The sequence below is a fragment of the Streptomyces sp. RKAG337 genome (assembly GCF_023701715.1).
Lineage (GTDB): Bacteria > Actinomycetota > Actinomycetes > Streptomycetales > Streptomycetaceae > Actinacidiphila.
Map to the genome: position 1 here is coordinate 5,367,224 of NZ_JAJOZA010000001.1, position 26,183 is coordinate 5,393,406.

Here is a 26,183-nt window from a genome sequence, read left to right on the forward strand (position 1 = left end):
GGGGTGTTCTAGTGGGTAGTGGGGTGGTGCCCCACTACCCACTGGCCAGTAGCCGTGTGTGGCCGTTTCAGGCGTGGTCGGGGTGGACGTAGGCCGAGTGCGGCCCGTTCTCCCGGTAGACCAACTCGCCGCGCTCGACCGCAGCTTGCAGCGCGGCCCGCACGGTCTTGCGGTCCCGCCGCACCATGTCCGCGACCGCGGCCGGCTTCATACCCATCGCCCCGGTGGACTCGATCGCGTCGATCGCTTCCGCCAACCACTCCGGCCCACCCGCAGCAGCCCCAGAGTCCTCCGCGGGCTTGAGCGCGGACAGGTTCAGCCCAGGACGCACGGGCGGCTGCTCCGTGCCCGGGTCGGGAGTCGGTTCGGCGGTGGTGCCGAACTGGTCGTCGATCTGCTGCATGAACTCCGCCGCCAACGCGTCCGCTTCACCGTTGTCTGTACCCCGCAGGGCCGACAGGTTCAGCCCGCCCCCGGCCGTAGCCGGTCGCGCCGGCTCGGCACTGGTGACGTAGGTGAGGTGGTCGCGCATCCAGTCGGTGCGGGTGGCATCCCACCGCCGCGCGTAGGCGGGGCCGGCGGCGCGGGCGGAGGCGTCGTCCAGGGTCGGGTGTCGGTCGGAGGTGGCGGCGACGATGTCGCGGATCTGGTTTGGCAGGATCCGCCAGTTCTTGAACAGCGCGACCGGTGATTCCGGGGTGCCCATGAACCCCGACCCCTTGTAGGGGGCTTGATCCACTCGCAGGCCACGGCTACCCGGGAACTGTTTGCCCAGGTCCATGCCCTCCGTCTCCCCGCCCGTGAGCGCGACCCGTACTTTCGCTTCGCGGCGGATCATGAGGTTGCCCAGGACGGATCCGGTGGCGCCGAGTGCGGTCAGGACGGTGCGCAGGCCCATGGCGCGGGCGATGCGGATGACTTCGAGGATCTTGTCCGCCAGGGGGCGCATGGTCTTGTCGCTGCTGGCCAGGATCTCCGCGCCCTCGTCGATCACGATCATGATTTGTGGGATCTTCGCGCTGATCGGGAGCAGGTCGGTGTTGGCCTGCGACATCAGGTCCTGGTACGCCATCTTCCGGTGCTTGGCGATTCTCACCGCCACGTCCAGCATGGTCAGGGCTTCTTTGTACGTTCCCGCAAGCCAGTCCACCCCGGGCCGCATGCCGTCGGTGGTCTGACCTTGGGAGTCCAGGGCCGGGCGGACCCAGGGGAGCCCGGCGGATCCGGCGTTGAGGTCGATGACCCAGGTCAGGATGTCGGTGGCGCGGGCGAACCCGGCCAGGATCACGTGCACCATGTTGGTCTTGCCCGACCCTGTCTGCCCCACCACCAACGCGCACTGCTCGCGCAGGTAAGCGCTGATCTGCTCTGCGTTCGTCCGGTAGCCCCAGGGGATGCCGGTGTAGATCGACAACGGGGCGTAGTCGGTCGGGTAGGTCAGTTCCGCGGCCAGCACGTTGGCGGTGGTCACGTCGATCAACACCCGCCCCTGGTGTACGCCGGGCATGGCGGTGGCGGTACAGCCGTGCGGCAGGTTCGCGTCCGCGCTCAACCGGGCCGACTCACCCGCGATGCGGGTGTATGTCGTGCCGCCGGGTGGGAGTTCGGCGTCGAGGGTGAACCCGGTACCGGTCGGCCACATCTCGACCGCCAACACGCGGAGCATGATCCCGCAGACCCGGTTGACCCGGTCCACCCACTCCGCGGCGATCGCCCGCCGTTCCGCGCTCAACTCCGCAGCGACCTGGCGTGCTTCGACCGCGAGGGCTTCCTCCTCGCGGGCCTCCTCGTAGAGGTTCGTTGACCGGGTGGCGGCGCCCATGCCGACGCCGATGGTGGCGAGGGATCCGATTGCGGCCCAGGTCAGGGGGCCGGTGGTCATGGCCCAGGTGGTCCAGCCGGCGGCGATGAGCCAGGAAGCGGAGCGGGCGGCGATGGTGCGGCCGGCGTTGCGCCACCGCACCCCGGCCACGGTGTGCCCTACCGCCCCGGCCACCCCGATCACCAGCGCCCAGCCGGGCGGCATCCCGGTGGACGCGCCGGTCGTGGCCACGGCAAACGCCCCGGTCGTCGCGGACAGGGCCCCGCTCACGGGGCCGTGGCCTGCTGTCCAGTCCAGCGGAATGCCTCCCGTGACCTGCTGCTTCGTTGTGCTCTTGCCGGTCGTTGCTGCCGCGCTCATACGTTCCAGCCCTTCTCGGCCTCGGGCCCGTTGCGGGGGTCCTCGTGGCGGGCGATGTCCTGCTCATGCGCCGTGCGGAACACGGCGGGCAGCTCCTCGGCCGCGGCAGCCGCGGCCATCAGGGCCTGGAAGATCTCGCCGAACCCGGCAGCGACCTCCTTCTCCAGCGGGAACTCGGTGTCGGAGCGCTCCGCGAGAATCCGCAGCGTGTTGGCCACCGCGGTCAGCGCCTCGGGAAGCTGATCGACCATGGCCAGGATCTCCATGCACCCGTCCGGCTCATAGGAACTGGCGGAGGACTCCATCTCGGAGGCGAACTGTTCGAAGTTGAACCCAGACACGTGCACTCCCTCAGGGACGATGTGCTGCGGCGTACTCGGAACATGCTGGTCAGGGCGCTCAACCTGATCGCCGACCTCATTCGGGTCCTGCTGCGCCGCGGCCTCAGCCGCGGCTGCCTCGGCCTCCTGTTGCGCACGGATCTCCGCGTCACGAGCGGCTTTGTCGCGCTGCGCGTTGGCGACGATGCGGCGGAACAGCCGGCGTCCCGGGTAGAGCAGCCACCGCCAACCCAGCCTTCGACCCAACGGTGTGGACAGTGCCCCCAGCACACCCAGCGGCGCGGCCAGCGCTGCGGCCAGGAGTCGGCGCCCCTGCATACGGGCTGCGGAGCGGGCCATCGCCCGCCGCGCCCGCCGACGTGCCGGAGCGCTACGGACCGCGGACCGCTGAGCGGCAACGGCCTGACCAGCCTGGCGGTCGCGGGCCGCACGGGTCTTGGTCGTGAGCCCGGTGCGTGCCTGGGCGGCGCGTTCCACGCCCTTGGCCAGGGTCTGAGCCGCCCGACCCCTGCTCGCAGCGTTCGCGGCGCGGCGGTCTGACTTCGCGCCCCGGCGGGTGTCAGCGACGGCCCGGCGGGCGGCGGTGGTCTGCGCGCGCTGACTGGCACGGGTCGGTGTCGCACCGTTCTGCGCGGTACGCAGCGCCTTGACCTGCGCCACCCGCCCCGCACCAGCCGACCGACCGGACCCATGCCCCGTAGTAGCGGAACGTCCAGGCCCGTTGGCCTTGCGGTGCTTGGCGCCCGCGGTCCCGCCGGGCGCCACCCCGGACGTTCCCGCCCGGGACGTGCCGGACCGGCCACGGCCCTTACCCGCGCTGCCGGAACGCGTTCCGCGGCCGGTCGCTGCGGCACGCGTCATCGTGCGCCGGCGGGCGGCACGGTCCCGGCGGGTGCGGGTAGCGGCCACCGTGCCAACGACAACCGCGCCGGTCATCGCGAGCGCCACGCCGAGCGGCCCGCCGGCCAACGCCGCGGCGGCGAACATCCCGACGGTGGTGTTAGCGCTGGTCACGGCCAGCGGCACGGCCGGAACACCGCCCGTCGTGTGGGCAACTGCGGGTGCTGCCGGGGCGGGAGTTGGAGCAGGGGCGGTGCCGGGGGATTGGGGGGTGGGGCAGCCTGCGGGACTGCTACCGGTTGTGTGCTGACCTCGGTCATGCTGAGAGCACTCCTTCGGGAGGAAAGGGGCCCGACCGTTTGCTGTAGGAGGCGTGGTCGGGCCCCGCCATCGGGGGAAAGCGCAGGTCACGCGGCGCACTGTTCGTCGGGGTACGCGCAGGGGACGCACATGCCGAGCGACGCCGGGATGCAGTACCCGGCATCGATCCGGCAGATCGGGCACGTGCGCCGGGCGGCCATCGCTTTGGCCAGCGCCGTTCGCTTGCCCGGGGTCATGGGCCGGACGGGCTTGGCGTCCGCGACCGCGTACAGGAACCCGACCAGCGGAGTGCGCCGGTAGCGCGGACGCATGATCTGCGCCCGCACCGGCTGCCCACCCGGCCGCAGACCCTGGGCCCGTAACTGCCGGCGGGTCGCCATTCCCTCGGGCGCCAAACGCCAGGGGTAGGTGGGTATGCCGTGCACCGCGCCGGTCGGGTCAAAGCAGGCGCCGTAGGCGGTCATCCGGCCATCACCTCAGCCCGCGGCGATTCGGTGGCCTGCTCGCGCAGTTCCGCGATGCGAGCGGAGATCCACCCGATCGACCAGCCGGTCTCGTCCGCCATCTGCCGGACACTGCGACCGGCCGCGATCGACTCACGGACGATCTCTCGCGCTCGCACCTCCGACGCTTTGCCCCCGTCGGTGTTCACGGACGCGGGCGGAGCGTTCACGATCTCCGGCGGGGTGTTCACGGGGTCCGGTTGCGGGTGTTCACGCACCGCGGCTTGCGCTTGCTCGCGTCCGGTTTCGAGGGCGCGTGCCTGCTGTTCGCGGGCGGTCTGTTCACGGTGTTCACGGCGCTGTTCACTCTCGCGCTCGTACTGTTCACGGCGCTGGCGGTCCTCGCGTTGCTGCTCTTCGCGGCGTACCTGATCTGCGTGTTCACGCTGTTCACGCTGTAGTTCAGCCTCGCGTTCGAAGCGTTCACGCTCCAACCGGGCTGTGTGCTCGTGCTCCTCGCGCCGGAGCCGTTCCTCCCGCTCCGCCCGTTCACGCTCGACTTGCTGTGCGTGTTCACGGGCTTGGTGTTCAGCGTGTTCACGGGCCTGCTGCTCGCGTTCACGGGTCTGCTGCGCCTGCTGTTCACGGGCCGTTTCGTCCTCGGCTCGTGAACGCTCGATCCGGTCCATGGCAGTGCTGATCGCGTGCCGGTAGGCGCGGCCGGCTTCCGCGGTGACGATCAACAGCAACGGCGCCACCGAGTGCACCGCCATGCCCACCAGGTCGTGGGCCAGTGCGCTGTTGCCCACGTTCAGCAGGAGCGTCATCAGGCCCGTCATCCAGCGCAGCACCGCCGGCCACATGCCGCCGGAACCGCCGAGGCGGGCGACCACCGCATCCAGACGGATCACGATGACCACCGCGGCGTCCACGACGAGCGGCAGGATCGGTGCAGTCCATTGCCACTCGGCCGGCGTGACGTGCTCGACTAACGGCGTGACGGTCAGCACGGAGTACAGGACCGCACCGCCGGTGATCGCCCAGGTTCCGAGGTTGAGGGTGCGCTCTACGGACTCGACCTGCGCGGACGTGAGGGAGTCCAGCATCACCGCCCCCGATCCGGGACCGGTCGCACAGTGGCACCGGCCAGCAGTAACGCCGGGGATGCGGGGTCATCGCAGGTCTGAAGGTCCTCGGTCCACCGCCAATCCTCGCCCGGGGCGAGCGTGTATCCCAGGGCGGTCAGGACCTGCTCGCGTTCGGCGAGCGTGGGGGCGGGGGCGGCGCGCTGCCAGTCATGCTCCAGCCACTCCGTCGCGTCCAGGAGCACCACGTACAGGTGCCAGCGGTCCCCGCTGTTGGTCAGCATCGCCATGGGCATCCAGGGGAGCGTTTGGGACTCCATCAGGCCACCTCCCGCGAACCGAACAGGCCCTGGTTCTCCAGCTCCCGGCGGGCCACCAGCACCCGCCGGCGGGCCCGGCGGATCCGCCGCTCATCGAACGGGGACGGTGTCCGATCCAGTACCGCAATCTGTGCGTCCAGCAACTCGATGTCCGCCAGGATCGCGGGCATCTCTACGTCGATGGCTGCAAGGTCAGCGTCGGTCGGCTCATGGTCGAACTCAGCGGCGGTAACAGCCGCCTGAACAGTGCCGATGTACCTCATGGGTCGTGGTTCCTTTCAGGGAGAACGGCCCGAACAGCGGCCCCGGTGTGCCAGCACCGGGGCCGCGTGCCGTCGTTGGGTGGGTGGAGTGCCCCGGGCGGGATTTGATCCCGCGCCCTCACGGCTGGATACCGGGGCTGAGCTGGTGATCTGCGTCATCGTTGCTGCTCTGACGCCAGCAGGGCGGCGCGTGCCGGGTGGCACCCCGCAAGGGGTGTTCTCCAGAGCCGGCACGCAGGTAAGTGGCCGCCAAGACGACATCACCCGGTCGCCACGGGGGCGGGGAATCGAACCCCGCCAATCAAGCTCACTGTTGAGTTCTCAAAGGTCAGACGCTTCCTTCGACCCCGTTTCACGGGAGGCCTCTGGGCGTTGCGGTCCTGCGGGTGCGTCAGTACAGACGACCCATGTAGGTAACATAGGTCACTTGCTTGAACGTCAAGCTACCTAGGTTGGTTTCTGTGTGTCAAGGCCTCTCGCCCCGAATGGGCAAATGACCTAGGTCGGGTACGCTCTAGGGATGGATGCGAAGCCTGAGAAGAAGCCCAACGCCAAGGAGATCGCTGCCTCGTTCCGCAACGACATCGCTGACGGGGTGTACGGCCCCGGTGCGCGGTTGCCGGGTGCCAAGGGCTACGCCGGAAAGCTCGGTGTAGCGCTCATGACTGTGCAGAACGCGTACGGACGGCTCGCGGAAGAAGGGCTGGTTGAGGGCCGGCAAGGGAGCGGCACCTACGTCGTCGATCCGGCGGCGGGGGAGCCCACTGCGCAGCAAGCGGCTTCGAGCATCCGCGAGCTTCAGGCTGAACTGACGCACGTCACGTCCGAGCTCTCCGAACTGCGTAGCCGGGTGGAAGCCCTGGAAGGCGGGTCCGTCAATCCGGCTGGACCCGCCAACTGAGCCCGTCCGTCGAATCCCGGCTGTGTTCATTTCCCCTCCTCTGCACTCAGTACGTGCGGTCTGTTGGTCTGCGTCGATAGGCTGGAAACTGCCTCTGCAACCTTTGTAACCGGGCTGCCTGACTGACCGACAGATGCTCAATGTGGCCACCCACGGGCGGTCACGTAGGCCTCATGGGGAGGATCGCGTGGGACAGCGTCCGAACGATCTGACACCGCACGCCAGCCCTCTGCACTACCTCGGCGCGGAGATGCGTTCGTGGCGGAATCAGCGCGGTCTGTCCCTGGGTAAGCTCAGCAAGCTCATCCGGTTCAACACCAGCTACATGGCCCGTGTAGAGCGTGGCGGCCAGGCTGCGTCCGTCGAGCTGGTGAAGGCGTACGACCGGGAGCTCCAAGCCGGCGACTCGCTGAACCGGATCCAGCGCTCGATCCTTGAGGGCGCCAGCTTGGATGTGCTGCTTCGTGGCCATGTGGCTAATCCGGGGACCCATGTGGCCAAAGAGCCTGTGGCCCTGGCCGCACAAGCGGTCTTAGAGGCACCGTCGGCGGAGGGGATTTCCGTCCCCGTTCGTACCGACGACGGAAGGATCATCTTCGTGTCACTGTCTCGCCGCGCCATGATCGGGGCACTCGGGGCGGGGGCCGCGCTCGCTGCCACGTCCGACTTTCCGGCAGCCGCAAGCGCTCCCCGGCAGCCCAACCTTCTGTTGTCTGGCGCGGACCCGATCGAGCACCTTCGGGAGACCCGGCGGGTGCTCATCGACAACGACAACCTGTTCGGCCCACACCGTGTGATTCCGTTGGTGCAGCAGCAAATTGCCGCCATCAAGGCGCTAAGGGCCGATAGGCGAGGCACCGACCGTCGTCAGCTCATTCAATTGCAGACCCAATACTCGGAACTCTGCGGATGGCTCTACCAGGACATTGGGGACTTTCGCGCCGCTCAACACTGGATGCATGAGGCGCTGGAGGCGTCCCACATGTCCGGCGACCCGGAATTGACCGTCTATGTGCTGGCCCGGCGCGGTCAGCTCGCAGGCGACATGCGGGACCCCGTTGAAGCCGTGGACGTGGCTGAGGCTGCCGAGGACCTGGCCGCCCCTCGTAGCCGGCTCGCAGCCGTGGCCGCGACCTATGCCGCTCACGGGCATGCCTTGCGCAACGACCCGGCAGCCTGCCAACAGGCGTACGAGCACGCACGCGAACTGCTGGGGACAATGGACAGTGACCCTGCCTCCCCTTGGGGCGTGTGGTTGGACGCTCCCTACATAGAGGTTCAGCGTGCCCACAGTCTCGCCATTCTCGGGGACCATCGCGCCGCCGCAGAGGGATTCCGTGGCGCGATCGTCAGGCTTCCCCCCGGCTATCACCGAGACCGCGGGGTCTATCTGGCCCGCGAAGCCGTAGCTCATGCTGGGGCAGGAGAAGCGGAGCAAGCGGCCACGGTAGGCGCTCAGGCCCTGAGTATCGGGATCGAGACCGGGTCCGCGCGAATCACTCAGGAGCTGGCCCGGCTCGATGGCGATCTCGACAAGTGGCGGGCGGTACCCGCCGTTGCAGACTTCAAGAGCGCGATGGACGACGCTCTGATCCACCAGACATGATCTCGGCGTCCAAGCGCCCGCACTGAACACCACATAGGAGCCCCGCCATGCCCCGCCCGTATGTGCTTCTGAGCGCCGCCACCTCGGTTGACGGCTACCTGGACGACTCCAGCGCAGAGCGTCTGCTCCTCAGCAACAGCGCCGACTTCGACCGGGTGGACCAGGTGCGCGCGGAGTCGGACGCCATCCTCATTGGTGCCGGCACGATGCGCGCCGACAATCCGCGGTTGCTGGTCAACAGCGCGGAACGTCGTGCCGCCCGGGTCGCTGCGGGCAAGCCTGAGTACCCGCTGAAAGTCACCGTCTCGGCGAGCGGCAACCTCGATGCCGACTTCAAATTCTGGCACCACGGCGGCGAGAAGCTGGCCTACACAACAGACACAGGAGCGGAGAAGCTGCGCGAGCGCCTGGCAGGTCTGGCCGACGTTGTGTCCACCGGTGCTGATATCGACTTCGGCAGGCTTCTCGATGACCTGGGAGCCCGGGGAGTTGAGCGGCTGATGGTTGAAGGCGGCGGACAGATCCACACTGCGTTCCTCTCGCAGGGCCTCGCTGACGAGATTCACCTTGCCATTGCGCCACTTGTCGTTGGGGACCCTCAAGCTCCCCGGTTCCTCCAGGCTGCCAACTATCCTGGCGGGTCCACACGCCGCATGCACCTGGCGGAGGCTCGGACTATCGGTGACGTAGTGCTGCTCCGTTACCTTCCCAAGCAGGAGAGCAACGAGTGACAACGACCGACGATCGACGCTGGATGACCGCAGCAATCGAACTGTCCCGCCTTTGTCCGCCAGCGGAGGGCGCCTACTCGGTGGGAGCCATCATCGTTGACGAACACGGCGAGGAGATGGCGCGCGGATACTCACGCGAGACCGATCCGCACGTACACGCCGAGGAGTCAGCCCTCGCCAAGCTCGCGCCCAATGACCCGCGGCTGCCGGGAGCCACCTTGTACAGCACCTTGGAGCCTTGCAGCCAGCGGAAGTCCCGTCCTCTCTCCTGCACACAACTGATTCTGGCGTCCGGGGTGCGAAGGGTCGTCATCGCGTGGAGAGAACCGCCCCTGTTCGTCGGCGATTGCATCGGGGTGGAGACGCTGCGCAACGCGGGTGTCACGGTGGTCGAACTATCGGATATGGCTGCCCAGGCGCGTGCTGTGAACGCGCATCTTCCTGGCCTGGGTAAGTAGACAATCAAGGATATTCACTTACTCAATGCGAGGGCCCTAGTCGGAAACGAGGAACTGGAATTGTGGAGAACGTCCCCTCGCGCCATTGGGTCCATGAGCAGGTCCTCGTTCTCCTTCTAGCTTTTGGCAAGCTCCCAAGCCTCAAAAATGCTCGCCTGTTCATTTTCCCGATGCTCCGAAACTCGGGCCAGTAGTGTGGTGACATAGTCGCTATGTCCGCCATTGTCCATAACTAGGAGGAGTGGTGCTATTTCCGCTGCAGGCCGAGACTCTGCAATTTTCGCAAGCATTTTCGACCTCTCATCATCGCCAAGTCTCGTTAGGAGATTGACCAGTGGTACGGAGTCTCGGCGGGCGGCACATTCATCCTCGATCAGAAGTGCCCAGGACTCCCAGTTTTCGCGTTTTGGGGTCTCGAGGAACTCGGCGATATCTGTGCCCGTTCCGAACCACGCGAAATGCCAGAACGCCCTCGTGAGAAGGTCTTGGGCGTTGTGGCTTGCATGCTTTTCTTCAATCGAATGGATCAATTCTTTGACGAAGTCAAGGCCTCTGATGATCGCTGCAGACCCCAGAAGCTCTCCGGCGATATTTGTTTTTCCCATTTCTGTAAGACTCCAGCAAATTGCTTGAATCTGATCGAGCGACCCGTATTTTGCAATGGCGGTTTTCGTCTCCAGGGAAGCAACTGTGGCTCCTCTTGCCTCGAGGCGTAGCCAGTCGCGCAAGATGGCACCCTCGTTGCCGCTAGCCATTTTTTTACGCCAAGAATTAGCTGTATTGGCTTTCTGCTCCTGGGCCTCTGCCAATGGACGACTCACGCGTTGAGATGCAGAACTGTTCTCCGTCATCATGGATTCGATCTGTTGCCTCAGTTCATCTACAACTGATTTGGCCTCCTCTGCTGATCTCTGTGCCTCCTCCAGTTCGCTCGCTTCTCTCGCTTCTTGACCAGCCTGAGTTGCCTCCTCGGCCTCCGCAAGCCGCTGTTCCAAGGTCTGGCACCTATCCTCGGCCTGGCGACTTGCCTCTTTCGCCTGCCTCAGTTCACCCCGCAACAGTGCGACTTCTACCCGTAGGCTGTCGAGCTCCTGCGCGGCTGAGTCTTGGAGCAAGGCCAGCTCGGACACATGGGATTCCTGCTCTTGCAGGTCATTTTCCCAACGTGACGTCAACTCCAGTTGCTTGGATTCCAGTTGCGCAATCCTTTGCTCGCGGGCCGCAAGCCCTTCCATTAGGACTTGTTCGCGGATTCCTGCCTGTCGAACGCGCAGGTCAGCATCTTCCAATTGATCTTGGAGTCGCTGTACTTCATACAGCCGCTTGTTGCTTGTTTGAAGGGCCCGCCTATGTGATTTTCGAATATGGCCGACTACTTCAGCGTTGACCGGAACTCTCCGATCTTTCGCTACTTCGATGAACAGCTCAGTGATGAAATCCCATGGCGGAACTCTCGTTCCGTTGAGGTACCGGGAGACGGCTCCAGCATTCCTGTGCGTGCGCGTCGTATACCTTCGAACTGAGATGTTCAACGCTGCGAAAACCTCGCGCAAGCGTTCTGCTAGCTGAGCCGCCTCCTGGGGTACCTCGTCGCCGAGTGGGCGGAGAGTATATGGACTGTCAGTCAAGTCGGCAGCCTCGATCACGAGTTGGGTGTTGCCAGAGACCTGGCAACGCGTTCCAGTAGCGGCAACACCATCTGGCACGGCCACAGTTGATCGAAGGCGCCACTCGGCGCCTTCTGGGACAACCTTAGGGTGTGGCTTGGTGTCAGAGATGACTTTTCCGCAGGGTCCGCGAGTGCAGGGCGAGCTTGAGATCGTGGCTGCTCTAGCCACCGTCCTCTCGTGGGTGCAGTCGCAGCCTTCTCCCTCTGCGGCCGCGGCGGCCATGGCGGTGATCGTGCTGCTCCTGATTGCGATGTCGGGTGGTGTTGCCTAGCTCAGCGTCGGTTGTTGGCGGGCACAGCGGGGCTCCTACCGGATCAAGGTGGGGCCCCGCCTTTCGTTCTACGCATACTCAATAGATGCCGGGGAGCGCGGGCCACGAGTGGGCATGAGCCTGCCGCTGATCGGGCGCATGACACCGAGGACGGCATCAACTGGACTTCACTTCCCCAAGTCGGTATCGGGGGAGTGGACCTCGTCTCAGGGCAATTCACGGCTGTCTGGGCCGTCGGTGGGCCGTCAGAGGGCGACCGGCGACCACCAGCAATGACCAACGACGCCTCCTGCCGTGCTGGTGGGGGCAGGGTCGAAGGAAGGAGCGACTGGTGAGCCGAGAGGCAAATGACTTCCTCCGCAACAAGAAGCAGGAGTGGGAGGAGTACCGGAGCGAGGTCACCGCCTTCGAGCTCCGCAAGAACCTGCCCAACCTGTAAGGGGGAGTCACCTCCCTGACGGCATCCGGGCCGGCGGCGTCATGCTGTCGGCCCGTTGTCGTTGGTGCGGCTGCCCCTGGTGGCTACGGGGCCGGCTCGATGTTCTGGTTGGCGTGGAAGAGGTTGTTCGGGTCGTAGGTGTGTTTGATCGACGCGAGCCGGTCGTAGTGGTCGCCGTAGGTGGCTCTGACGCGGTCCTGGCTCTCGCCGGCGCCGATGAAGTTGACGTAGCCGCCGCCCATGGAGTGCGGGTGCAGGTCCTCCCAGTAGTTGACGCACCAGTCCTTGACGGTCCCGGCGTTGGCCGGGTCGGGGTCGATGCCGCCGATGACGCCGGACCACATGGCGTCGCGGTAGGCCCATGCCGTGTCGCCCGGGGCGACGCGGTGCGCGGCTCCGTCGACCGGGTAGAGGTGCATGGTCGACAGGTCGGTGGGGAGGTTCTCGGCGTACTTGGCGTGCACGCCGATGGCGTCGTCCGTGATCCGGTCGAAGAAGTCACCGCGCCAGTACCACTGCAGGCCCTTCGGGATCAGCTCGTCGAACATGGTCTGCAGCATGGGGTAGGGCATCGGCGTCGAGAAGTGGAAGGCCGGCGTGCCCGCGTCGTTCACGGGGGCCAGGGCCTGCTCGATGCCGTCCGGGTCCCCTGTCCAGCACCACACGACACCGCACATCTTGCGGCCGTGGATCTCCTCGGGGAACGGGGGGCCGGGCGGGACGGAGAGGACGGCGAAGAAGCCGTTCAGGTCCTCGGGCGCCTGCGGCAGGAAGTCGCGGTACCAGCGCAGCACCTCGTGGATGTGGTCGACCGGCCAGAGGCTGATCGCGAGACCGACGGTGTGCACCGGGTGCAGCCGGAAGCGGAACGAGGTGACGATGCCGAAGTTGCCGCCGCCGCCGCGCAGCGCCCAGAACAGGTCCGGGTTCTCGCTCTCGCTCGCGGTGACGAAGCTGCCGTCGGCGAGCACCACGTCGGCCGCCACCAGGCTGTCCATCGTCAGACCGTACTTGCGGGTGAGGTGGCCGTGGCCGCCGCCGAGGGTGAGCCCGCCGACGCCGGTCGTCGACATGATGCCGGCGGGTACGGCCAGCTCGAACGCGTGGGTGGCGTGGTCCAGATCGCCGAGCTGTGCCCCGCCGCCGACCCGGGCGGTCTTCGCGGCGGGGTCGACGCGCACCCAGCGCATCGGCGACAGATCGACGGTGACGCCGTCGTCGACCAGGCACAGTCCGGCGCCGCTGTGTCCGCCGCCCCGGACGGCGAGTTCCAGTCCCTGCTCGCGGATGAAGTCGACCGCGGCCATGACGTCCGCCGTGTCGGAGCACCGCACGATCGCGGCCGGGTGCTTGTCGACCATGGCGTTGTAGACCTTGCGGGCCTCCGGGTATTCGGGATCCTGCGGAGCGATGACCGGGCCGCGCAACGCGGTCCGCATCGCCTCAAGAGTGCTGCCGTCCATGGCGATCTCCTCGGCGAGACTCGGGCCGCCTCCTCCACCCGGCCGCTCCCCGGCCGGGCCGCCGGTGGGCGGTTGTGCGCCGACGCCCTGGGCACCCTCCATCAGCCGTGGGGCATGGCGGACCCCAGGCCGATACATCCAGCATCCCGCCGGTCGGGGAGGACCGCATGTTCACCCGGATGCCGGGTTTGGACCGGAAGCGCACCATGAAGGTCCACTGCCTTCCGGACGACTGACCTGCGCGGGGGTGGTCCGCGCGTCAGCCGATGTAGGCCGGGGCGAGGGCCGCGGGGGTCAGGGTGTGAGGAGTGCCGGTGCCGTCGGCCGGGACCGTGTAGAGGTCCGCGCCGAAGTCGCCCGGCAGCGAGTAGGCGACGGTGCGGTCGTCGGTCCAGACGGCCTGGTCGTCGACGCTGCGGGTCTCGGCCAGCGGGGTCTCGCGCAGCGTGGCGAGGTCGAGGGCGTAGAGCCGCCAGGGGGCGTCGGGGGACAGGCCCGGGACGCGCTTCTTGAAGACCAGGCGGGTGCCGTCGGGCGAGAGCGACGGGCACTCCACGTTCGGGCGCAGCGTCGTCACGGTGCGGGCCGCGATGTCACCACGGATGAGGTACGTGCTGCCGCCGGTGGCGAGCGTCGCGTAGAAGTGCCCGTCGTCGGCGAAGGTGACGCCCCAGAAGTTCACGTCGGCGGCGCGGTAGCGGTGGCCGTCCTTGAGGATCGTGAAGTCCTCCAGGCTGGCGTCGAGTGCGCCGGTCCTGACGTCGAGGAGCGAGGTGCGGGTGGAGAAGTCGGTGCCCGCGTACGAGTCGCCGCCGACGAAGACCGTCCAGGCGGCGAGGTGGCCGCTGGGCGAGACCCGGGCGCGGGTCGGGATCCCGTTCAGCGGGTAGTGCCGGGTCTCCTTGAGGTGGGAGTCGAGGACGACCGCGCGGTAGGTGTCCTGGACGGTGCCGTGCACGGACTGCAGACAGATACCGGTGCCGGCGGCGGCGTGGAAGCGCAGACAGCGGACGCCCGAGGCGGTACGGGTCGCCCCGGGCGAGGCGGCGGGCACGGTGGCCAGTTCATCGCGGTGCGGACCCCAGGCCATGTTGCGGAAGACCATGAGCCGGGGGCCGGCCGGGGCCAGCGACACCGCGCCCTGGACGACCGGCGGGCCGCCGGCCTGCTCGGTGTTCCTGCGGGCGGCCCGGTCGGACGCGTGCCAGACCGCCGCGCCCGCCACACAGGCGAGCACGGCGACCGCCGCGACGAGGATCAGCAGCCGGTTCCGGGTGCTCATGGGGCCGGCTCCGGTCACGGTCAGCTGGTCCAGATGCCGGTGATGTCGGACGCGGAGGCGGCGTTCCCGGCGTGCGAGGTGCCGAACATGTCCTCGAGGGTGCGCAGCAGGTTGTAGTGGTTGTACGTGGTCGGCGAGGTGCTGCCCGGGGTCACGCGCTGTCCGTAGAGGACGGTGGGGATGCGGTTGCCGGCCAGCCGGTTGTCCTCGTCGAAGGTGACGATGAGCAGGCTGTTGTGGGTCTTGGCCCACGTGGCGTAAGCGCCGAGATTGTTCTTGATCCAGGTGTCACCCGTGCCGACGGAGCAGTCGTGCATGTCGCTGCACAGGTTCGGCACGACGAAGGAGACCTGCGGCAGCGTCGAGTAGTCCGAAGGGAACTGCGCGAACGTCTTGGCGCTGGAGGTCGGCACGTTGCTGAAGCCGAACCAGGGGTTGTGCTTCTGCGCGTACTTGCCGCTGCTGCACGTGGTGGAGCCCTGGCTGGGGAGCGTCTCGTTGTAGCTGCCCCAGGTCTTGCCCGCGGCGATCAGCTCGGAGGCGAGGTTGGGCGCGGAGCTGAAGCCGGGGGTGACGCAGCTGTCGCCGGTGACGCCCTGGTTGCTGCCGGAGAACACCTGGTAGTAGTTCGGCTGGCTCGGGTGCGTGACGCCGTACGAGGCGGTGAGGTTCGCGCCGCCGGTCTTCAGCGAGTTGATGTAGGGGGCGCTGGAGCTGCCGATCACCTGGTTGTACGCGTGGTTCTCCATCATCACGACGATCACGTGGTCCGGAGTGGGGACGGCGGCCGCCGCGTGCGCGGTGGACGCGCCGCCGAGGCCGGCCCACAGGCCGACGGACGCGCCGGCCAGCCCGAGGGCGGCGGCGAGGGCGGTGAGGGGGCGACGCGGTACGGATATCGACAAGCCGGGCACGGCTTACCTCCGGTGTGGGGGTATGGGGGCGCAGAGCGCTGTCAGCGTAGGAGCGGCCGGCGGAAGTGAGAAGATCCGCCGACGTGAATGGCCGGGAAACGAACGGTGCGGGCCCACCGCGACGCGCGCGGCCTGCCGCCCGGACGGGCTCCGCAATCCACTCGGACGAGTCCTGCCGTCCGCCCGGACCGGCTCCGCCGTCACCCGACGGCGCGGGAACCGTCCGGTGCACGCCGTTCCAGGTCGGCGGCCGGGCGGTTACGCTCAGCTGGGACCTTGATCGCAGGCATGACGTACCGGAGGCGAGATGTCACTGCCGCAGGGGCGCCGGAGCAGCACGTTCTCCCGGCTGCTGCGCCACGGGTTCACCGATCCGGCGGCGGCCGAGGTGCTGGTGGAGGCCGCGGGGCTGACCGCGGTGCGGACCGATCCGGTGCTCCTGGAAGCGCTCGGCGCGACGGCGGACCCCGATCAGGCGCTGCTGGGCCTGGTCCGGCTGGTGGAGGTGCTGGACGAGGGCGAGCGGCGGACCCTGCTCGACACCCTGACCAGCGCCAAGCCGCTGCGCGACCGGCTGCTCGGGGTGCTCGGCGCCTCCGAGGCGCTCGGCGACCACCTCGCCCGGCACCCGCGCGACTGGCACGCCCTGGTGACGTACGAGTCCGCCGACCTGCACCCCGGCGTCGCCGAGTTCGAACGCGGGCTGGCCTCGGCCACCGACCCCGACCTGCTGCGCGCCGCCTACCGCCGCTGCATGCTGGCGATCGCCGCCCGCGATGTGTGCGGCACCAGCGACCTGGTGCAGACGGCCGCGGAGCTGGCCGACCTGGCCACCGCGACCGTGCGCGCGGCCCTCTCCATCGCCGCCGCCGAGGCACCGGAGGACGCGGCGCTGTGCCGGCTCGCGGTGATCGGCATGGGCAAGTGCGGCGGCCATGAACTGAACTACGTCTCTGACGTCGACGTGATCTTCGTGGCGGAGCCGGCCGACGGCGCCGAGGAGGCCGGGGCGATGCGGGCCGCGACGCGGCTGGCGGCCCGGATGATGCGGGTCTGCTCCGACACCACCGCCGAGGGCACCATCTGGCCGGTCGACGCCAACCTGCGGCCGGAAGGCAAGAACGGCCCGCTGGTACGCACGCTTTCCAGCCATGTCGCGTACTACAAGCGGTGGGCCAAGACCTGGGAGTTCCAGGCGCTGCTCAAGGCCCGGCCGATGGCGGGCGACCGTGAACTGGGCCTGGCGTACGTCGAGGCGCTCTCGCCGATGGTGTGGCAGGCCGCCGACCGCGACCACTTCGTCACCGACGTCCAGCAGATGCGCCGCCGCGTCGTGGAGGGCATCCCCGCCGCGCACGTCGAGCGGGAGCTGAAGCTCGGCCCCGGTGGGCTGCGCGATGTCGAGTTCGCCGTGCAGCTGCTGCAGTTGGTGCACGGCAGAACCGATTCCTCACTGCGCAGCGGCACCACCCTCACCGCGCTGGCCCAGCTCGTCGCCGGTGGCTACGTGGGCCGTGCGGACGCCGCCTCGCTCGACGCCGCCTACCGCTTCCTGCGGCTGATGGAGCACCGGATCCAGCTGTACCGGCTGCGCCGCACCCATCTGGTGCCGGACGACGAGGCCGGGCAGCGCCGTCTGGGCCGGTCGCTGGGCTTTCGCGCCAACCCCGTCGCCGAGCTGAACCGGGAGTGGAAGCGGCACGCCGTCGAGGTGCGCCGGCTGCACGAGAAGCTCTTCTACCGACCGCTGCTCGACGCGGTCGCCCAGCTCGAACCGGTCGAGACCCGGCTCAGCAACAACGCCGCGATGCAGCGTCTGCAGGCGCTGGGGTACGCCGATCCGGCCGCCGCCTACCGTCATCTGGAGGCGCTGGCCAGCGGCGTCAGCCGCAAGGCCGCCATCCAGCGCACCCTGCTGCCCGTCCTGCTCGGCTGGTTCGGCGACTCCGCCGACCCGGACGCCGGGCTCTTCGGCTTCCGCAAGGTCTCCGACGCGCTCGGCAAGACCCCCTGGTACCTGCGGCTGCTGCGGGACGAGGGCGCCGCCGCCGAACATCTCGCCCGGGTGCTCTCCTCCGGCCGGCTCGCCCCCGACCTGCTCATGCGGGCCCCCGAGGCGGTCGCCCTGCTCGGCGCCCCCGAGGGCCTGCGGCCGCGGTCCGCGGCGGCGCTCGAACAGGAGGTGCTGGCCGCGGTCGGCCGCGCCGACACCCCGGAACAAGCGGTCACCGCGGTCCGCGGCGTCCGGCGCCGCGAGCTGTTCCGGACGGCGGCGGCCGATGTCATCGGCGAGCTGGACGTGGACGCGGTGGGCACCGCCGTCACCGACATCAACGCGACCACCGTCGTGGGCGCCCTGCGGGCGGCCGTGAACGCCGTCGAGGCGGCGGACGGACCGCTGGCGACCCGCTTCGCCGTCATCGGCATGGGCCGCTTCGGCGGGCGCGAACAGGGCTACGGCTCGGACGCCGACGTGATGTTCGTCCATGAACCGCTCGACGGCGCCGAGGAGGCCCGGGCCGCCGGCCAGGCCCTCAAGATCGCCAACGAACTGCGCCGGCTGCTGCAGATCCCCACCGCCGACCCGCCGCTGATCATGGACGCGGATCTGCGCCCGGAGGGCAAGAGCGGTCCGCTGGTGCGGTCGCTCGGCTCGTACGCCGCCTACTACCGGCGCTGGTCGCTGGGCTGGGAGAGCCAGGCGCTGCTGCGCGCCGACCCCATGGCCGGGGACCAGGGCCTCGGCGAGCGCTTCATCGAGCTGATCGACCCGCTGCGGTACCCCGCCGACGGGCTCGACGAGGACGCGGTGCGGGAGATCCGGCGGCTCAAGGCCCGGATGGAGTCCGAGCGGATGCCGCGCGGCGCCGACCCCACCACCCACGCCAAGCTCGGCCGCGGCGGGCTCTCCGACGTCGAGTGGACCGTCCAGCTGCTGCAGATGCAGCACGGCGGGCGGCGGAAGGAACTGCGCACCACCCGGACCCGCCGGGCGCTGGACGCCCTGCGCGCCGCCGGTCTGGTCGGCGCCGACGACGCGGCCGTCCTCGACGAGGCGTGGGTACTGGCCACCCGGGTCCGCAACGCGGTGATGCTGGTCCGCGGCCGCCCGGGGGACACCTTCCCCGGCGACGGCCGGGAGCTCGCCGCCGTGGGCCGCTACCTCGGCTACTCGGCCGGCCACGTCGGCGACATGGTGGAGGAGTACCGCAGGACGACCCGGCGGGCCCGCGCGGTCGTCGAGCGGCTCTTCTACGAGTACGAGGCGTGAGGGTGCGGGGCGTGCCGGTGCGGGGCGTGAGGGTGCGGGGCGTGCCGGCCATCGGACCGCGGAGACGGGCTCAGCGGCGGCGGGCGGTGGCCGGGTAGCGCGGCAGGTGGTACACGAAGCGGCCGTAGACCGCGTAGACCAACGCGAAGCCGGCACCCAGGCACACGGCGCCCCCTATGGCGTCGAGCCAGAAGTGGTTGGCCGTCGAGATGATCACGACCAGGGTCGCCAGCGGGTAGAGGATGCCCAGCACCTTCGCCCACAGCGGGCGGGCGAGCATCGCGACGGTGATGCCGCACCACAGCGACCAGCCGATGTGCATGGACGGCATCGCGGCGTACTGGTTGGACACATGTGCCAGGTCGCCGGAGGCCATCGAGCCCCATGTGTGGTGCGCCTTGACCGTGTCGATGAAGTCGATGCCGTGCATCAGCCGGGGCGGGGCGAGCGGATAGAAGTAGAAGCCGACCAGCGCCATGCCGGTGGTGATGAAGAGGACCGTGCGGGCCGGGCCGTAGCGGCCCGGATGTCTGCGGTAGAGCCACACCAGGACGCCGATGGTGATGATGAAGTGCAGCGTCGCGTAGTAGTAGTTCATCCCTACGATGAGCCATGTCACCGAGTTCACGGCGTGGTTGACGCTGTGCTCGACGGCCAGGCCGAGGTGGTTCTCCACCTTCCAGATCCAGTTCGCGTGCCGCATCGCCGCCGACTGCTGCTCGGGGACGGCGTTCCGGACGAGCGAATACACCCAGTAACTGACCGCGATCAGTGCGATCTCGAACCACAGACGCGGTCTGCGGGGGGTGCGGAGCCTCGACACGAGGGTATGGCGGGGTGCCGTAGGGCCCTCGCTCGGCGCTCCATCGGAATCAGCGGAACCGATGGAGCGCGGCGGGGCGGCCGTACGGCCAGCCAGGATCTTCGCGGTCGGTTCCCCCATGGAGGAATAGTCTGCCAGACCCACGCGAGCTCGCAGATCAGACTCCGGTCGGATCCTGGGCATTCGATGTATGCCTTCCGGCCGACTGCTGGACCAGCTGCGGCGGTGTCTGGCCGCTGGGCACCGCGGCCGTCGAACCCCGTACGACCAGCTCCGGGAGGAAGACGAATTCGCTGTGCGGAGCGGGGGTGCCGCCGATCTCCTCCAGCAGCGCCCGCACCGCCGCCTGCCCCATGGCGGCCACCGGCTGCCGGATGGTGGTCAGCGGTGGATCGGTGAAGGCGATCAGCGGGGAATCGTCGAAACCCACGACGGAGACGTCTCCGGGCACCGACAGGCCCTGCTGCCGGGCGGCCCTGATGGCGCCCAGCGCCATCATGTCGGACGCGCAGACGATCGCGGTGCAGCCGGAGGCGATGAGCGCCGTCGCGGCCGCCTGGCCGCCCTCCAGCGTGTACAGCGAGTGTTGGATCAGTTGTTCGGACTGCTCGGCGGTCAGGCCCAGCACGTCCTCCATGCTGCTGATGAAGCCCTGGATCTTGCGGAGCACCGGTACGAAACGCTTCGGTCCGACCGCCAGTCCGATTTTCTCATGTCCGAGTGCCGCCAAATGGGTGACGGCCAGCCGCATCGCGCCCCGGTCGTCCGGAGACACGAACGGCGCCTTGATCTTGTCCGAGAAGCCGTTGATCAGCACGAACGGCACACCCTGGCCGTGCAGCCTGGCGTACCGCTCGGTGTCGGCGGTGGAGTCGGCGTGCAGGCCGGAGACGAAGATGATCCCGGCGACGCCGCGTTCCACGAGCATCTCGACCAGCTCGTCCTCGGTCGAGCCGCCCGGCGTCTGGGTGGCCAGCAGCGGGGTGTAGCCGTCGCGGGTCAGCGCCTGGCCGATCACCTGCGCGAACGCGGGAAAGATCGGGTTCTCCAGCTCCGGGGTGATCAGACCGATCAGACCCGCGCTGCGCTGCCGCAGCCGGACCGGCCGTTCGTAGCCGAGCAGATCGAGTGCGGCCAGCACGGATTCACGGGTGGTGGCGGATACGCCGGGCTTGCCGTTGAGGACCCGGCTGACCGTTGCTTCGCTGACACCCGCCTGGGTTGCGATGTCAGCAAGCCTTGCGGTCACAGCACCGGATGCTAGGGGACGGATGGCAGCCACGTCAGATCGCCCACCAAATCGTGGTGTCAGCGGGGATGACGGCGTCGGCTCCGTCCACGGTGAAACCGGCGCCGGAGAGCAGCGCGCGGCCGGGGGCCGGGATCGTGACGGGGGTTCCGCCGACGTTCGCGGTGCAGACGAACGAGCCCTCGGCGCTGTCCCGGCGGAACGCCAGCACGCCCTCCGGCGCCGCCAGCCAGGTCACCTCCGAACCCGCGCCCAGGGCGGGGTGTTCGCGGCGGACGGCCAGCGCCTCGCGGTAGAACTCCAGCGTCGAGGCGGGGTCGCCCTGCTGGGCCTCGACGCTGAGGCCGGCCCAGGCGTCGGGCTGCGGCAGCCAGCTGGGGCCGCCCTCGACCGGACCGAAGCCGTACGGCGCCCGCGTGCCCGACCACGGCAGCGGTACCCGGCAGCCGTCACGGGTGCCGTCCTGGCCGGCGTTGCGGAAGAACGCCGGGTCCTGGCGCACCTCGTCCGGCAGGTCGGTGACCTCGGGCAGACCCAGCTCCTCGCCCTGGTACAGGTAGGCGGAGCCGGGCAGCGCCAGCATCAGCAGGGTCGCGGCCCGCGCCCGGCGCAGCCCGAGCGCCTGGTCGCCGTCGGCGAAGCGGGTGGAGTGCCGCACCACGTCGTGGTTGGACAGCACCCAGGTGGCGGGCGCGCCGACCGAACCCATGGCGGCCAGCGAGGTGTCGATGACCCGGCGCAGCACGGTGGCGTCCCAACCCGACGTCAGGTACTCGAAGTTGAACGCCTGGTGCAGCTCGTCGGGGCGCAGGTACAGGGCGCTGCGCTCGACGGTCGGCGTCCACGCCTCGGCGACGGCGATCCGGTCGCTGGGGGCACCTCCCGGCCGGAGGTCGGGGGAATACTCGTCCAGGATCTTGCGCCAGCTGCGGTAGATCTCGTGCACGCCGTCCTGGTCGAAGTACGGCATCGACGCGGTGCCCAGCAGCTTGAGCTGCTCGTGGGAGCCGATGTCGGGCAGGCCCGCGGCCTTGACCATGCCGTGGGCGACGTCGATCCGGAAGCCGTCGATGCCCAGGTCCAGCCAGAACCGCAGGATCGAGCGGAACTCGTCGTGCACGGCCGGGTGGTCCCAGTTGAAGTCCGGCTGCTCGGGGGCGAACAGGTGCAGGTACCAGTCGCCGGGGGCGCCGTCAGCGTTTACGGTCCGCGTCCAGGCCGGTCCGCCGAAGATGGACTCCCAGTCGTTGGGCGGGAGTTCACCGCTGTCGCCCTTGCCGGGGCGGAAGTGGAAGCGCTCGCGGATCGGCGATCCAGGGCCCTCGCGCAGCGCCTGCTTGAACCACTCGTGCTGGTCGGAGCAGTGGTTGGGGACCACGTCCACGATGACCCGCAGATCCAGCGCGTGGGCGGCCCGCACCAGGTCGTCGGCGTCCGTCAGGGTGCCGAACATCGGGTCGACGGCGCGGTAGTCCGCCACGTCGTAGCCGCCGTCGGCCTGCGGGGAGGCGTAGAACGGCGACAGCCACACGGCGTCCACCCCGAGCGCCCTGAGGTAGGGCAGCCGGGCGGTGATCCCGGGCAGGTCGCCCATTCCGTCGCCGTTGCCGTCGGCGAAGCTGCGCGGGTAGACCTGGTAGATCACCGCGTCACGCCACCAGTCTCTGCGCCCGGCGTCGGCGGCGTTGTCGGCGGCGGAGCGGGGCGCGTCGGTGAGGTGCTGGCTCATGACTTCCTTTTGATCGTGCGGGCCTTGATGTGCGCGGGGGAACGACAGGTGGCGTGGGTGTGCGCGGTGCCGCTGCGGTGGATCAGGACTTGGCGGCGCCGGCGGTGAGGCCGGAGACCAGGTGGCGCTGGACCAGGAAGAAGACGAGGGCGGCCGGGATGGCGATGATCACCGCGGCGGCGGTCAGCGAACCCCAGTCCGCGCGCTGGTCGGTGGCGAGGGTGCGGATGCCGGCCGCCAGCGTGAAGTTCTCGTTGGTGCTCATGAACTGGCTGGCGTAGGCGACCTCGCCCCAGGCCGTCAGGAAGCTGTAGAAGGCGGTGACGGCCAGTCCCGGCCGGGCCAGCGGCAGGATCAGCCGCCAGAACGTGCCGAACGGGGTGAGCCCGTCGATCCGGCCCGCCTCGTCGATCTCGTGCGGGATGGTGTCGAAGTACCCCTTGAGCATCCACGCGCAGAACGGCACCGAGATCGTGCAGTAGGTGACGATCAGACCGAGGTAACTGTCCAGGAGGCCGAGGGTGCCGAGCAGGTTGTACAGCGGCACGATCAGCACGGCCATCGGGAACATCTGCGTGGTCAGGAACATCCACATCAACTGCTTGTGGCCCGGGAACTTCATCCGCGAGATGGCGTAGCCGGCGCTCGCCGACAGCATGACGCCCAGCACGGTCGTCGCGGCCGCGACGATCACCGAGTTGAGGAACCACTTCGGGAAGTTGGTGTGCAGGATGTTCCGGTAGTTCTGCAGGCTCAGATGGCCGAGGATCTCACCCGGGTCCGTCCACGCGGTCTTCGGGCCGAACGAGATGAACGCGATCCACAGCGCCGGAAAGATGGCGACCGCGCTGGCGATCAGGAGCGTGGTGTGCAGGGCGAGCGAGGCAGCGCGGCTGCGTTCGCCGCGCTTGCGGCCCGGGCGGCGGGCGGCCACCGCGGCGGAGCGGGACGTGCCGGCGGTACCCGCCTGGCTGGTGGAAGCTGTCGCACTCATCGTCATGGCTCCTTACGCCTGCTCGGTCTTGGCCTGGTAGCGCCGGTAGAAGGTGGAGAAGACCAGCAGGATGGCGAGGATGACCATGCCGTACGCCGCGGCACCGGAGTAGTCGGACACCCCTGTGAACGCCAGGCGGTAGGCGTAGGTCACGAGGATGTCGGTGTCCCCGCTGGTGTTCTGGCCCAGCAGCAGGAAGATGATCGGGAACATGTTGAAGGTCCAGATCACCCCGAGCAGGATCACGGTGTTGCTGACCGGGCGCAGGCCCGGCAGCGTGATGTGCACGAACCGCTTCCAGGGGGAGGCGCCGTCCATCTCGGCGGCCTCGTAGAGCTCCTGGGGGACGGACTGCATGCCGCCGAGCAGGGCGACCATCATGAAGGGTACGCCCACCCAGACGTTGACCATGATGACGGCGACCTTCTGGGCGAAGGGCGTGCCGAGCCAGTCCTGGGCCGGCAGTCCGACGTGCGTGAGGATCGAGTTGAACACGCCGAACTGTGAGTTGAGCATCAGCCGCCAGGCGAAGACGCTGACGAAGGCCGGAATGGCCCAGGGCAGGATCAGCGCGAGACGGTAGAAGAGCCGGAACTTCACCGGGCGGTTGAGCAGCAGCGCCATGCCCATGCCGATGCCGTAGGTGAGGGTGACGCAGGACACCGTCCAGATCACCGTCCAGGCGAGACGGGGATAGAAGTGGCCGTCCTGGCCGGAGACGATCTTCCAGTAGTTGTCGAAGCCCACGACGTCGTACGAGGCCGCGATGTGCACGGGGCCGATGTTCTTGGCGACGGTCAGTTCGGTGGCGTTGGTGAGCGACAGATAGACGCCGTAGCCCAGCGGGTACAGCACCAGGACGCCGATCACGATGACCACCGGGGCGACCATGGCCCAGGCGTACCAGTGCTTGTCCCACGACCGCTTGAAAGACGTCATGAGGCCGGCGCGCGGGGCCGTGCCGCGCGATTGCCTGTCAATGGTTGCGGTGGTCATCACTCATCGGCTCTTTCCACGATTACGGATGATGGTGCGAGTGGTGTCGCGGCCCCGGAGCGCCCCTCGGAACGGGGCGGGCGGGGTGGCTCGTTCCCCGGGGCCGCGCGTTCGGCCCGGCCCGGACGGCCGGGCGCGTGGGCCCCGGCCCTCCCAGGGGGAGGACGGGGGCCCCGGCCGACCGGACCGGAGTCTGGTGCCTGTGGAGCGGTGGCTACTTGGCGACCGTGAAGCCTGGCAGGAGCTTGCCGAATTCGGCGGCGGCGGCGTTCAGTCCGGCCTGGACCGAGACCTGGCCCTGCAGGATCTTCACGTACTGCTGCTGGAGCGGGGTGAAGAGGCTGGCGACCTGGGGGAGCGCCACCCGCGGGCGGGCGGTGTCCATGATGCTCTTGAAGCCGGCGATCTTCGGGTCGGCGGTCACCGCGGGGGTGTAGGCCGAGGTCCGGGTCGGCAGGGTGCCGGTCTTGGTCGCGATGGTGACCTGGCTGGCCGAGGAGGTCATGAACTCGGTGAACAGGTAGCTGGCGTCCAGGTTCTTGGAGCCCTGGTAGACCGCGAGGTCATGACCGCCGGTCGGCGCCTGCGGCTTGCCGGTGGAGCCGGCCGGGACCGGGGCGTAGCCGAGGTTCGACTCCTTGCCCTTGAAGGCCGAGCCGCTGATGTCGTCACCGACCGACCAGGGGCCCTGGATCAGCATGGCGACCTTGCCGTTCTTGAACGAGGTCTGCATGTTGTCGTAGGCGCTGGCGAAGTCGACCTTCTCCGACGAGGTGTCGTAGATCTCCTTGGCCTTGGTGACCGCCTTGACGGCCTCCGGCGAGTTGACCGTGATCTTCTTGGCGGCCGCGTCGGCGAGGTCGGTGCCCTCGCCGAAGAGCAGCGGCATCAGGAAGTAGGTGTCCGGGTTGACGTAGGTGCCGGCGACGCCGGTCTTCGCCTTGATCGTCTTCGAGACGGAGATGAACTCGTCCCACGTGGTCGGCGGCTTGGTGATGCCGGCCTTGGCGAAGAGCTCCTTGTTGTACAGCAGGCCCAGGGTGTCGGTGACCGACGGGACCCCGTAGGTCTTGCCCTCGTACTTGGTGGTGCTCAGCGGGCCCTGCGTGAAGTCGCCGGTGTCCTTGAGGGCGGCGGTGCCGTCCAGCGGGGCGATGTAGTGGTTGGAGGCGTACTCCGGGATCAGGCCGACATCGGCCCGGACCACGTCGGGGGCGCCCTTGCCGCTCTGCGCCGCCGTCTTGAACTTGTTCTCCACGTCGGAGAACGGGACGTTGACGTACTTGACCTTGATCTTCGGGTACTTCGCCATGAAGTCCTTGATCAGGCTCTGGTAGACAGGCGCCTCGTTGGTGGCGTCCGAGGTGTCCCAGTACGTGATGTCCCCGGAGACTCCGGCCGGGTCCTTCGCCGCGTCCCCGGTGCTCTTGTTGTCGCTGCTGCCGCCACAGGCGGTGGCCCCGAGAACGATGGCCGCGGCCATCGCCACGGCGGATATGCCGCGTCGCATACCTGTCTCCTTGATGAGGGTAAAACCCGGTTCACCCTGGAGTGGGTGATGCGCGCCGCTTGTGCTGTACGGCTGCTCGGG

21 protein-coding genes and 1 pseudogene are annotated in these 26,183 nt (G+C 68.7%); 6 read left to right on the forward strand and 16 right to left on the reverse strand.

Features of this window, described 5'->3' with window-relative positions:
* Positions 1-67: 67 nt before the first annotated feature.
* The 6 genes from LNW73_RS23780 to LNW73_RS23805 all read right to left on the reverse strand — a co-directional run bounded on the left by LNW73_RS23780 (position 68) and on the right by LNW73_RS23805 (position 5,795).
* Positions 68-2,182: a hypothetical protein gene (locus LNW73_RS23780; RefSeq protein WP_250991296.1), complete on the reverse strand. Its 2,115-nt coding sequence runs from the start codon at positions 2,180-2,182 to the stop codon at positions 68-70.
* A complete protein-coding gene (locus LNW73_RS23785) occupies positions 2,179-3,183 on the reverse strand; it encodes a hypothetical protein (protein ID WP_250991297.1) in 1,005 nt (334 codons plus the stop codon). The genes LNW73_RS23780 and LNW73_RS23785 overlap by 4 nt, the downstream gene beginning before the upstream one ends.
* A gap of 587 nt (positions 3,184-3,770) precedes the next feature.
* Positions 3,771-4,148 carry an RRQRL motif-containing zinc-binding protein gene (locus tag LNW73_RS23790; RefSeq protein ID WP_250991298.1) on the reverse strand — a complete coding sequence of 126 codons (378 nt, stop codon included), beginning with the start codon at positions 4,146-4,148 and terminating at the stop codon, positions 3,771-3,773.
* The gene (locus LNW73_RS23795) at positions 4,145-5,233 is read right to left on the reverse strand and encodes a DUF2637 domain-containing protein (protein ID WP_250991299.1); all 1,089 of its coding nucleotides are present in this window, start codon (positions 5,231-5,233) and stop codon (positions 4,145-4,147) included. The genes LNW73_RS23790 and LNW73_RS23795 overlap by 4 nt, the downstream gene beginning before the upstream one ends.
* A complete protein-coding gene (locus LNW73_RS23800; protein ID WP_250991300.1) occupies positions 5,233-5,532 on the reverse strand; it encodes a DUF6303 family protein in 300 nt (99 codons plus the stop codon). The genes LNW73_RS23795 and LNW73_RS23800 overlap by 1 nt, the downstream gene beginning before the upstream one ends.
* The gene (locus tag LNW73_RS23805; RefSeq protein WP_250991301.1) at positions 5,532-5,795 is read right to left on the reverse strand and encodes a DUF6284 family protein; all 264 of its coding nucleotides are present in this window, start codon (positions 5,793-5,795) and stop codon (positions 5,532-5,534) included. Before LNW73_RS23805 ends, LNW73_RS23800 begins: the two co-directional genes overlap by 1 nt.
* A 520-nt stretch (positions 5,796-6,315) precedes the next feature.
* Here LNW73_RS23805 and LNW73_RS23810 point away from each other — a divergent pair.
* The 4 genes from LNW73_RS23810 to LNW73_RS36470 all read left to right on the forward strand — a co-directional run bounded on the left by LNW73_RS23810 (position 6,316) and on the right by LNW73_RS36470 (position 9,491).
* On the forward strand, positions 6,316-6,696 hold the full coding sequence (locus LNW73_RS23810; protein WP_250991302.1) for a GntR family transcriptional regulator: 381 nt from the start codon (positions 6,316-6,318) through the stop codon (positions 6,694-6,696).
* 187 nt (positions 6,697-6,883) lie between these two features.
* A complete protein-coding gene (locus tag LNW73_RS23815; protein ID WP_250991303.1) occupies positions 6,884-8,302 on the forward strand; it encodes a helix-turn-helix domain-containing protein in 1,419 nt (472 codons plus the stop codon).
* Positions 8,303-8,349: 47 nt separating this feature from the next.
* Positions 8,350-9,033 (forward strand): RibD family protein, encoded by a 684-nt coding sequence (locus LNW73_RS36465; RefSeq protein WP_308407717.1) that lies wholly within the window; start codon positions 8,350-8,352, stop codon positions 9,031-9,033.
* Entirely contained in the window at positions 9,030-9,491 is a 462-nt protein-coding gene (locus tag LNW73_RS36470; protein ID WP_308407718.1) for a deaminase, read from the forward strand. The genes LNW73_RS36465 and LNW73_RS36470 overlap by 4 nt, the downstream gene beginning before the upstream one ends.
* 116 nt (positions 9,492-9,607) lie before the next feature.
* Here the strand turns inward: LNW73_RS36470 and LNW73_RS23825 are convergent, their stop codons facing one another.
* On the reverse strand, positions 9,608-11,119 hold the full coding sequence (locus LNW73_RS23825) for a hypothetical protein (RefSeq protein WP_250991304.1): 1,512 nt from the start codon (positions 11,117-11,119) through the stop codon (positions 9,608-9,610).
* 665 nt (positions 11,120-11,784) lie between these two features.
* Here LNW73_RS23825 and LNW73_RS23830 point away from each other — a divergent pair.
* Positions 11,785-11,871: pseudogene (locus LNW73_RS23830) on the forward strand (glutamine synthetase); the annotation flags it as partial.
* A gap of 83 nt (positions 11,872-11,954) precedes the next feature.
* On the opposite strand, the gene LNW73_RS23835 reads toward LNW73_RS23830, so the two are convergent.
* The 3 genes from LNW73_RS23835 to LNW73_RS23845 all read right to left on the reverse strand — a co-directional run bounded on the left by LNW73_RS23835 (position 11,955) and on the right by LNW73_RS23845 (position 15,521).
* The gene (locus LNW73_RS23835; RefSeq protein WP_250991306.1) at positions 11,955-13,334 is read right to left on the reverse strand and encodes an FAD-binding oxidoreductase; all 1,380 of its coding nucleotides are present in this window, start codon (positions 13,332-13,334) and stop codon (positions 11,955-11,957) included.
* 259 nt (positions 13,335-13,593) lie between these two features.
* Positions 13,594-14,616, reverse strand: coding sequence for a TolB family protein (locus tag LNW73_RS23840; RefSeq protein ID WP_250991307.1), 1,023 nt, complete (start codon positions 14,614-14,616; stop codon positions 13,594-13,596).
* A 20-nt stretch (positions 14,617-14,636) separates the two neighbouring features.
* Positions 14,637-15,521, reverse strand: coding sequence for an alkaline phosphatase family protein (locus tag LNW73_RS23845; protein WP_285370286.1), 885 nt, complete (start codon positions 15,519-15,521; stop codon positions 14,637-14,639).
* A 316-nt stretch (positions 15,522-15,837) separates the two neighbouring features.
* On the opposite strand from LNW73_RS23845, the gene LNW73_RS23850 reads away from it, so the two are divergent.
* Positions 15,838-18,801 carry a bifunctional [glutamine synthetase] adenylyltransferase/[glutamine synthetase]-adenylyl-L-tyrosine phosphorylase gene (locus LNW73_RS23850; RefSeq protein WP_250991308.1) on the forward strand — a complete coding sequence of 988 codons (2,964 nt, stop codon included), beginning with the start codon at positions 15,838-15,840 and terminating at the stop codon, positions 18,799-18,801.
* A gap of 70 nt (positions 18,802-18,871) precedes the next feature.
* Here LNW73_RS23850 and LNW73_RS23855 read toward each other — a convergent pair whose 3' ends face one another.
* From LNW73_RS23855 to LNW73_RS23880, 6 genes are all read right to left on the reverse strand, one after another.
* Positions 18,872-19,744 carry a phosphatase PAP2 family protein gene (locus LNW73_RS23855; protein ID WP_250991309.1) on the reverse strand — a complete coding sequence of 291 codons (873 nt, stop codon included), beginning with the start codon at positions 19,742-19,744 and terminating at the stop codon, positions 18,872-18,874.
* Between the two features lie 37 nt (positions 19,745-19,781).
* On the reverse strand, positions 19,782-20,873 hold the full coding sequence (locus LNW73_RS23860; RefSeq protein WP_250975560.1) for a LacI family DNA-binding transcriptional regulator: 1,092 nt from the start codon (positions 20,871-20,873) through the stop codon (positions 19,782-19,784).
* 34 nt (positions 20,874-20,907) lie between these two features.
* Positions 20,908-22,602 (reverse strand): glycoside hydrolase family 13 protein, encoded by a 1,695-nt coding sequence (locus LNW73_RS23865; protein ID WP_250991310.1) that lies wholly within the window; start codon positions 22,600-22,602, stop codon positions 20,908-20,910.
* An 82-nt stretch (positions 22,603-22,684) separates the two neighbouring features.
* Complete coding sequence (locus LNW73_RS23870) at positions 22,685-23,596, reverse strand: sugar ABC transporter permease (RefSeq protein ID WP_250991311.1); 912 nt, start codon at positions 23,594-23,596, stop codon at positions 22,685-22,687.
* A gap of 12 nt (positions 23,597-23,608) precedes the next feature.
* Positions 23,609-24,535 (reverse strand): carbohydrate ABC transporter permease, encoded by a 927-nt coding sequence (locus LNW73_RS23875; protein WP_250991312.1) that lies wholly within the window; start codon positions 24,533-24,535, stop codon positions 23,609-23,611.
* Between the two features lie 271 nt (positions 24,536-24,806).
* Positions 24,807-26,102, reverse strand: a complete 1,296-nt coding sequence (locus tag LNW73_RS23880) for an extracellular solute-binding protein (protein WP_250991313.1) — start codon at positions 26,100-26,102, stop codon at positions 24,807-24,809.
* Between the last annotated feature and the right edge of the window lie 81 nt (positions 26,103-26,183).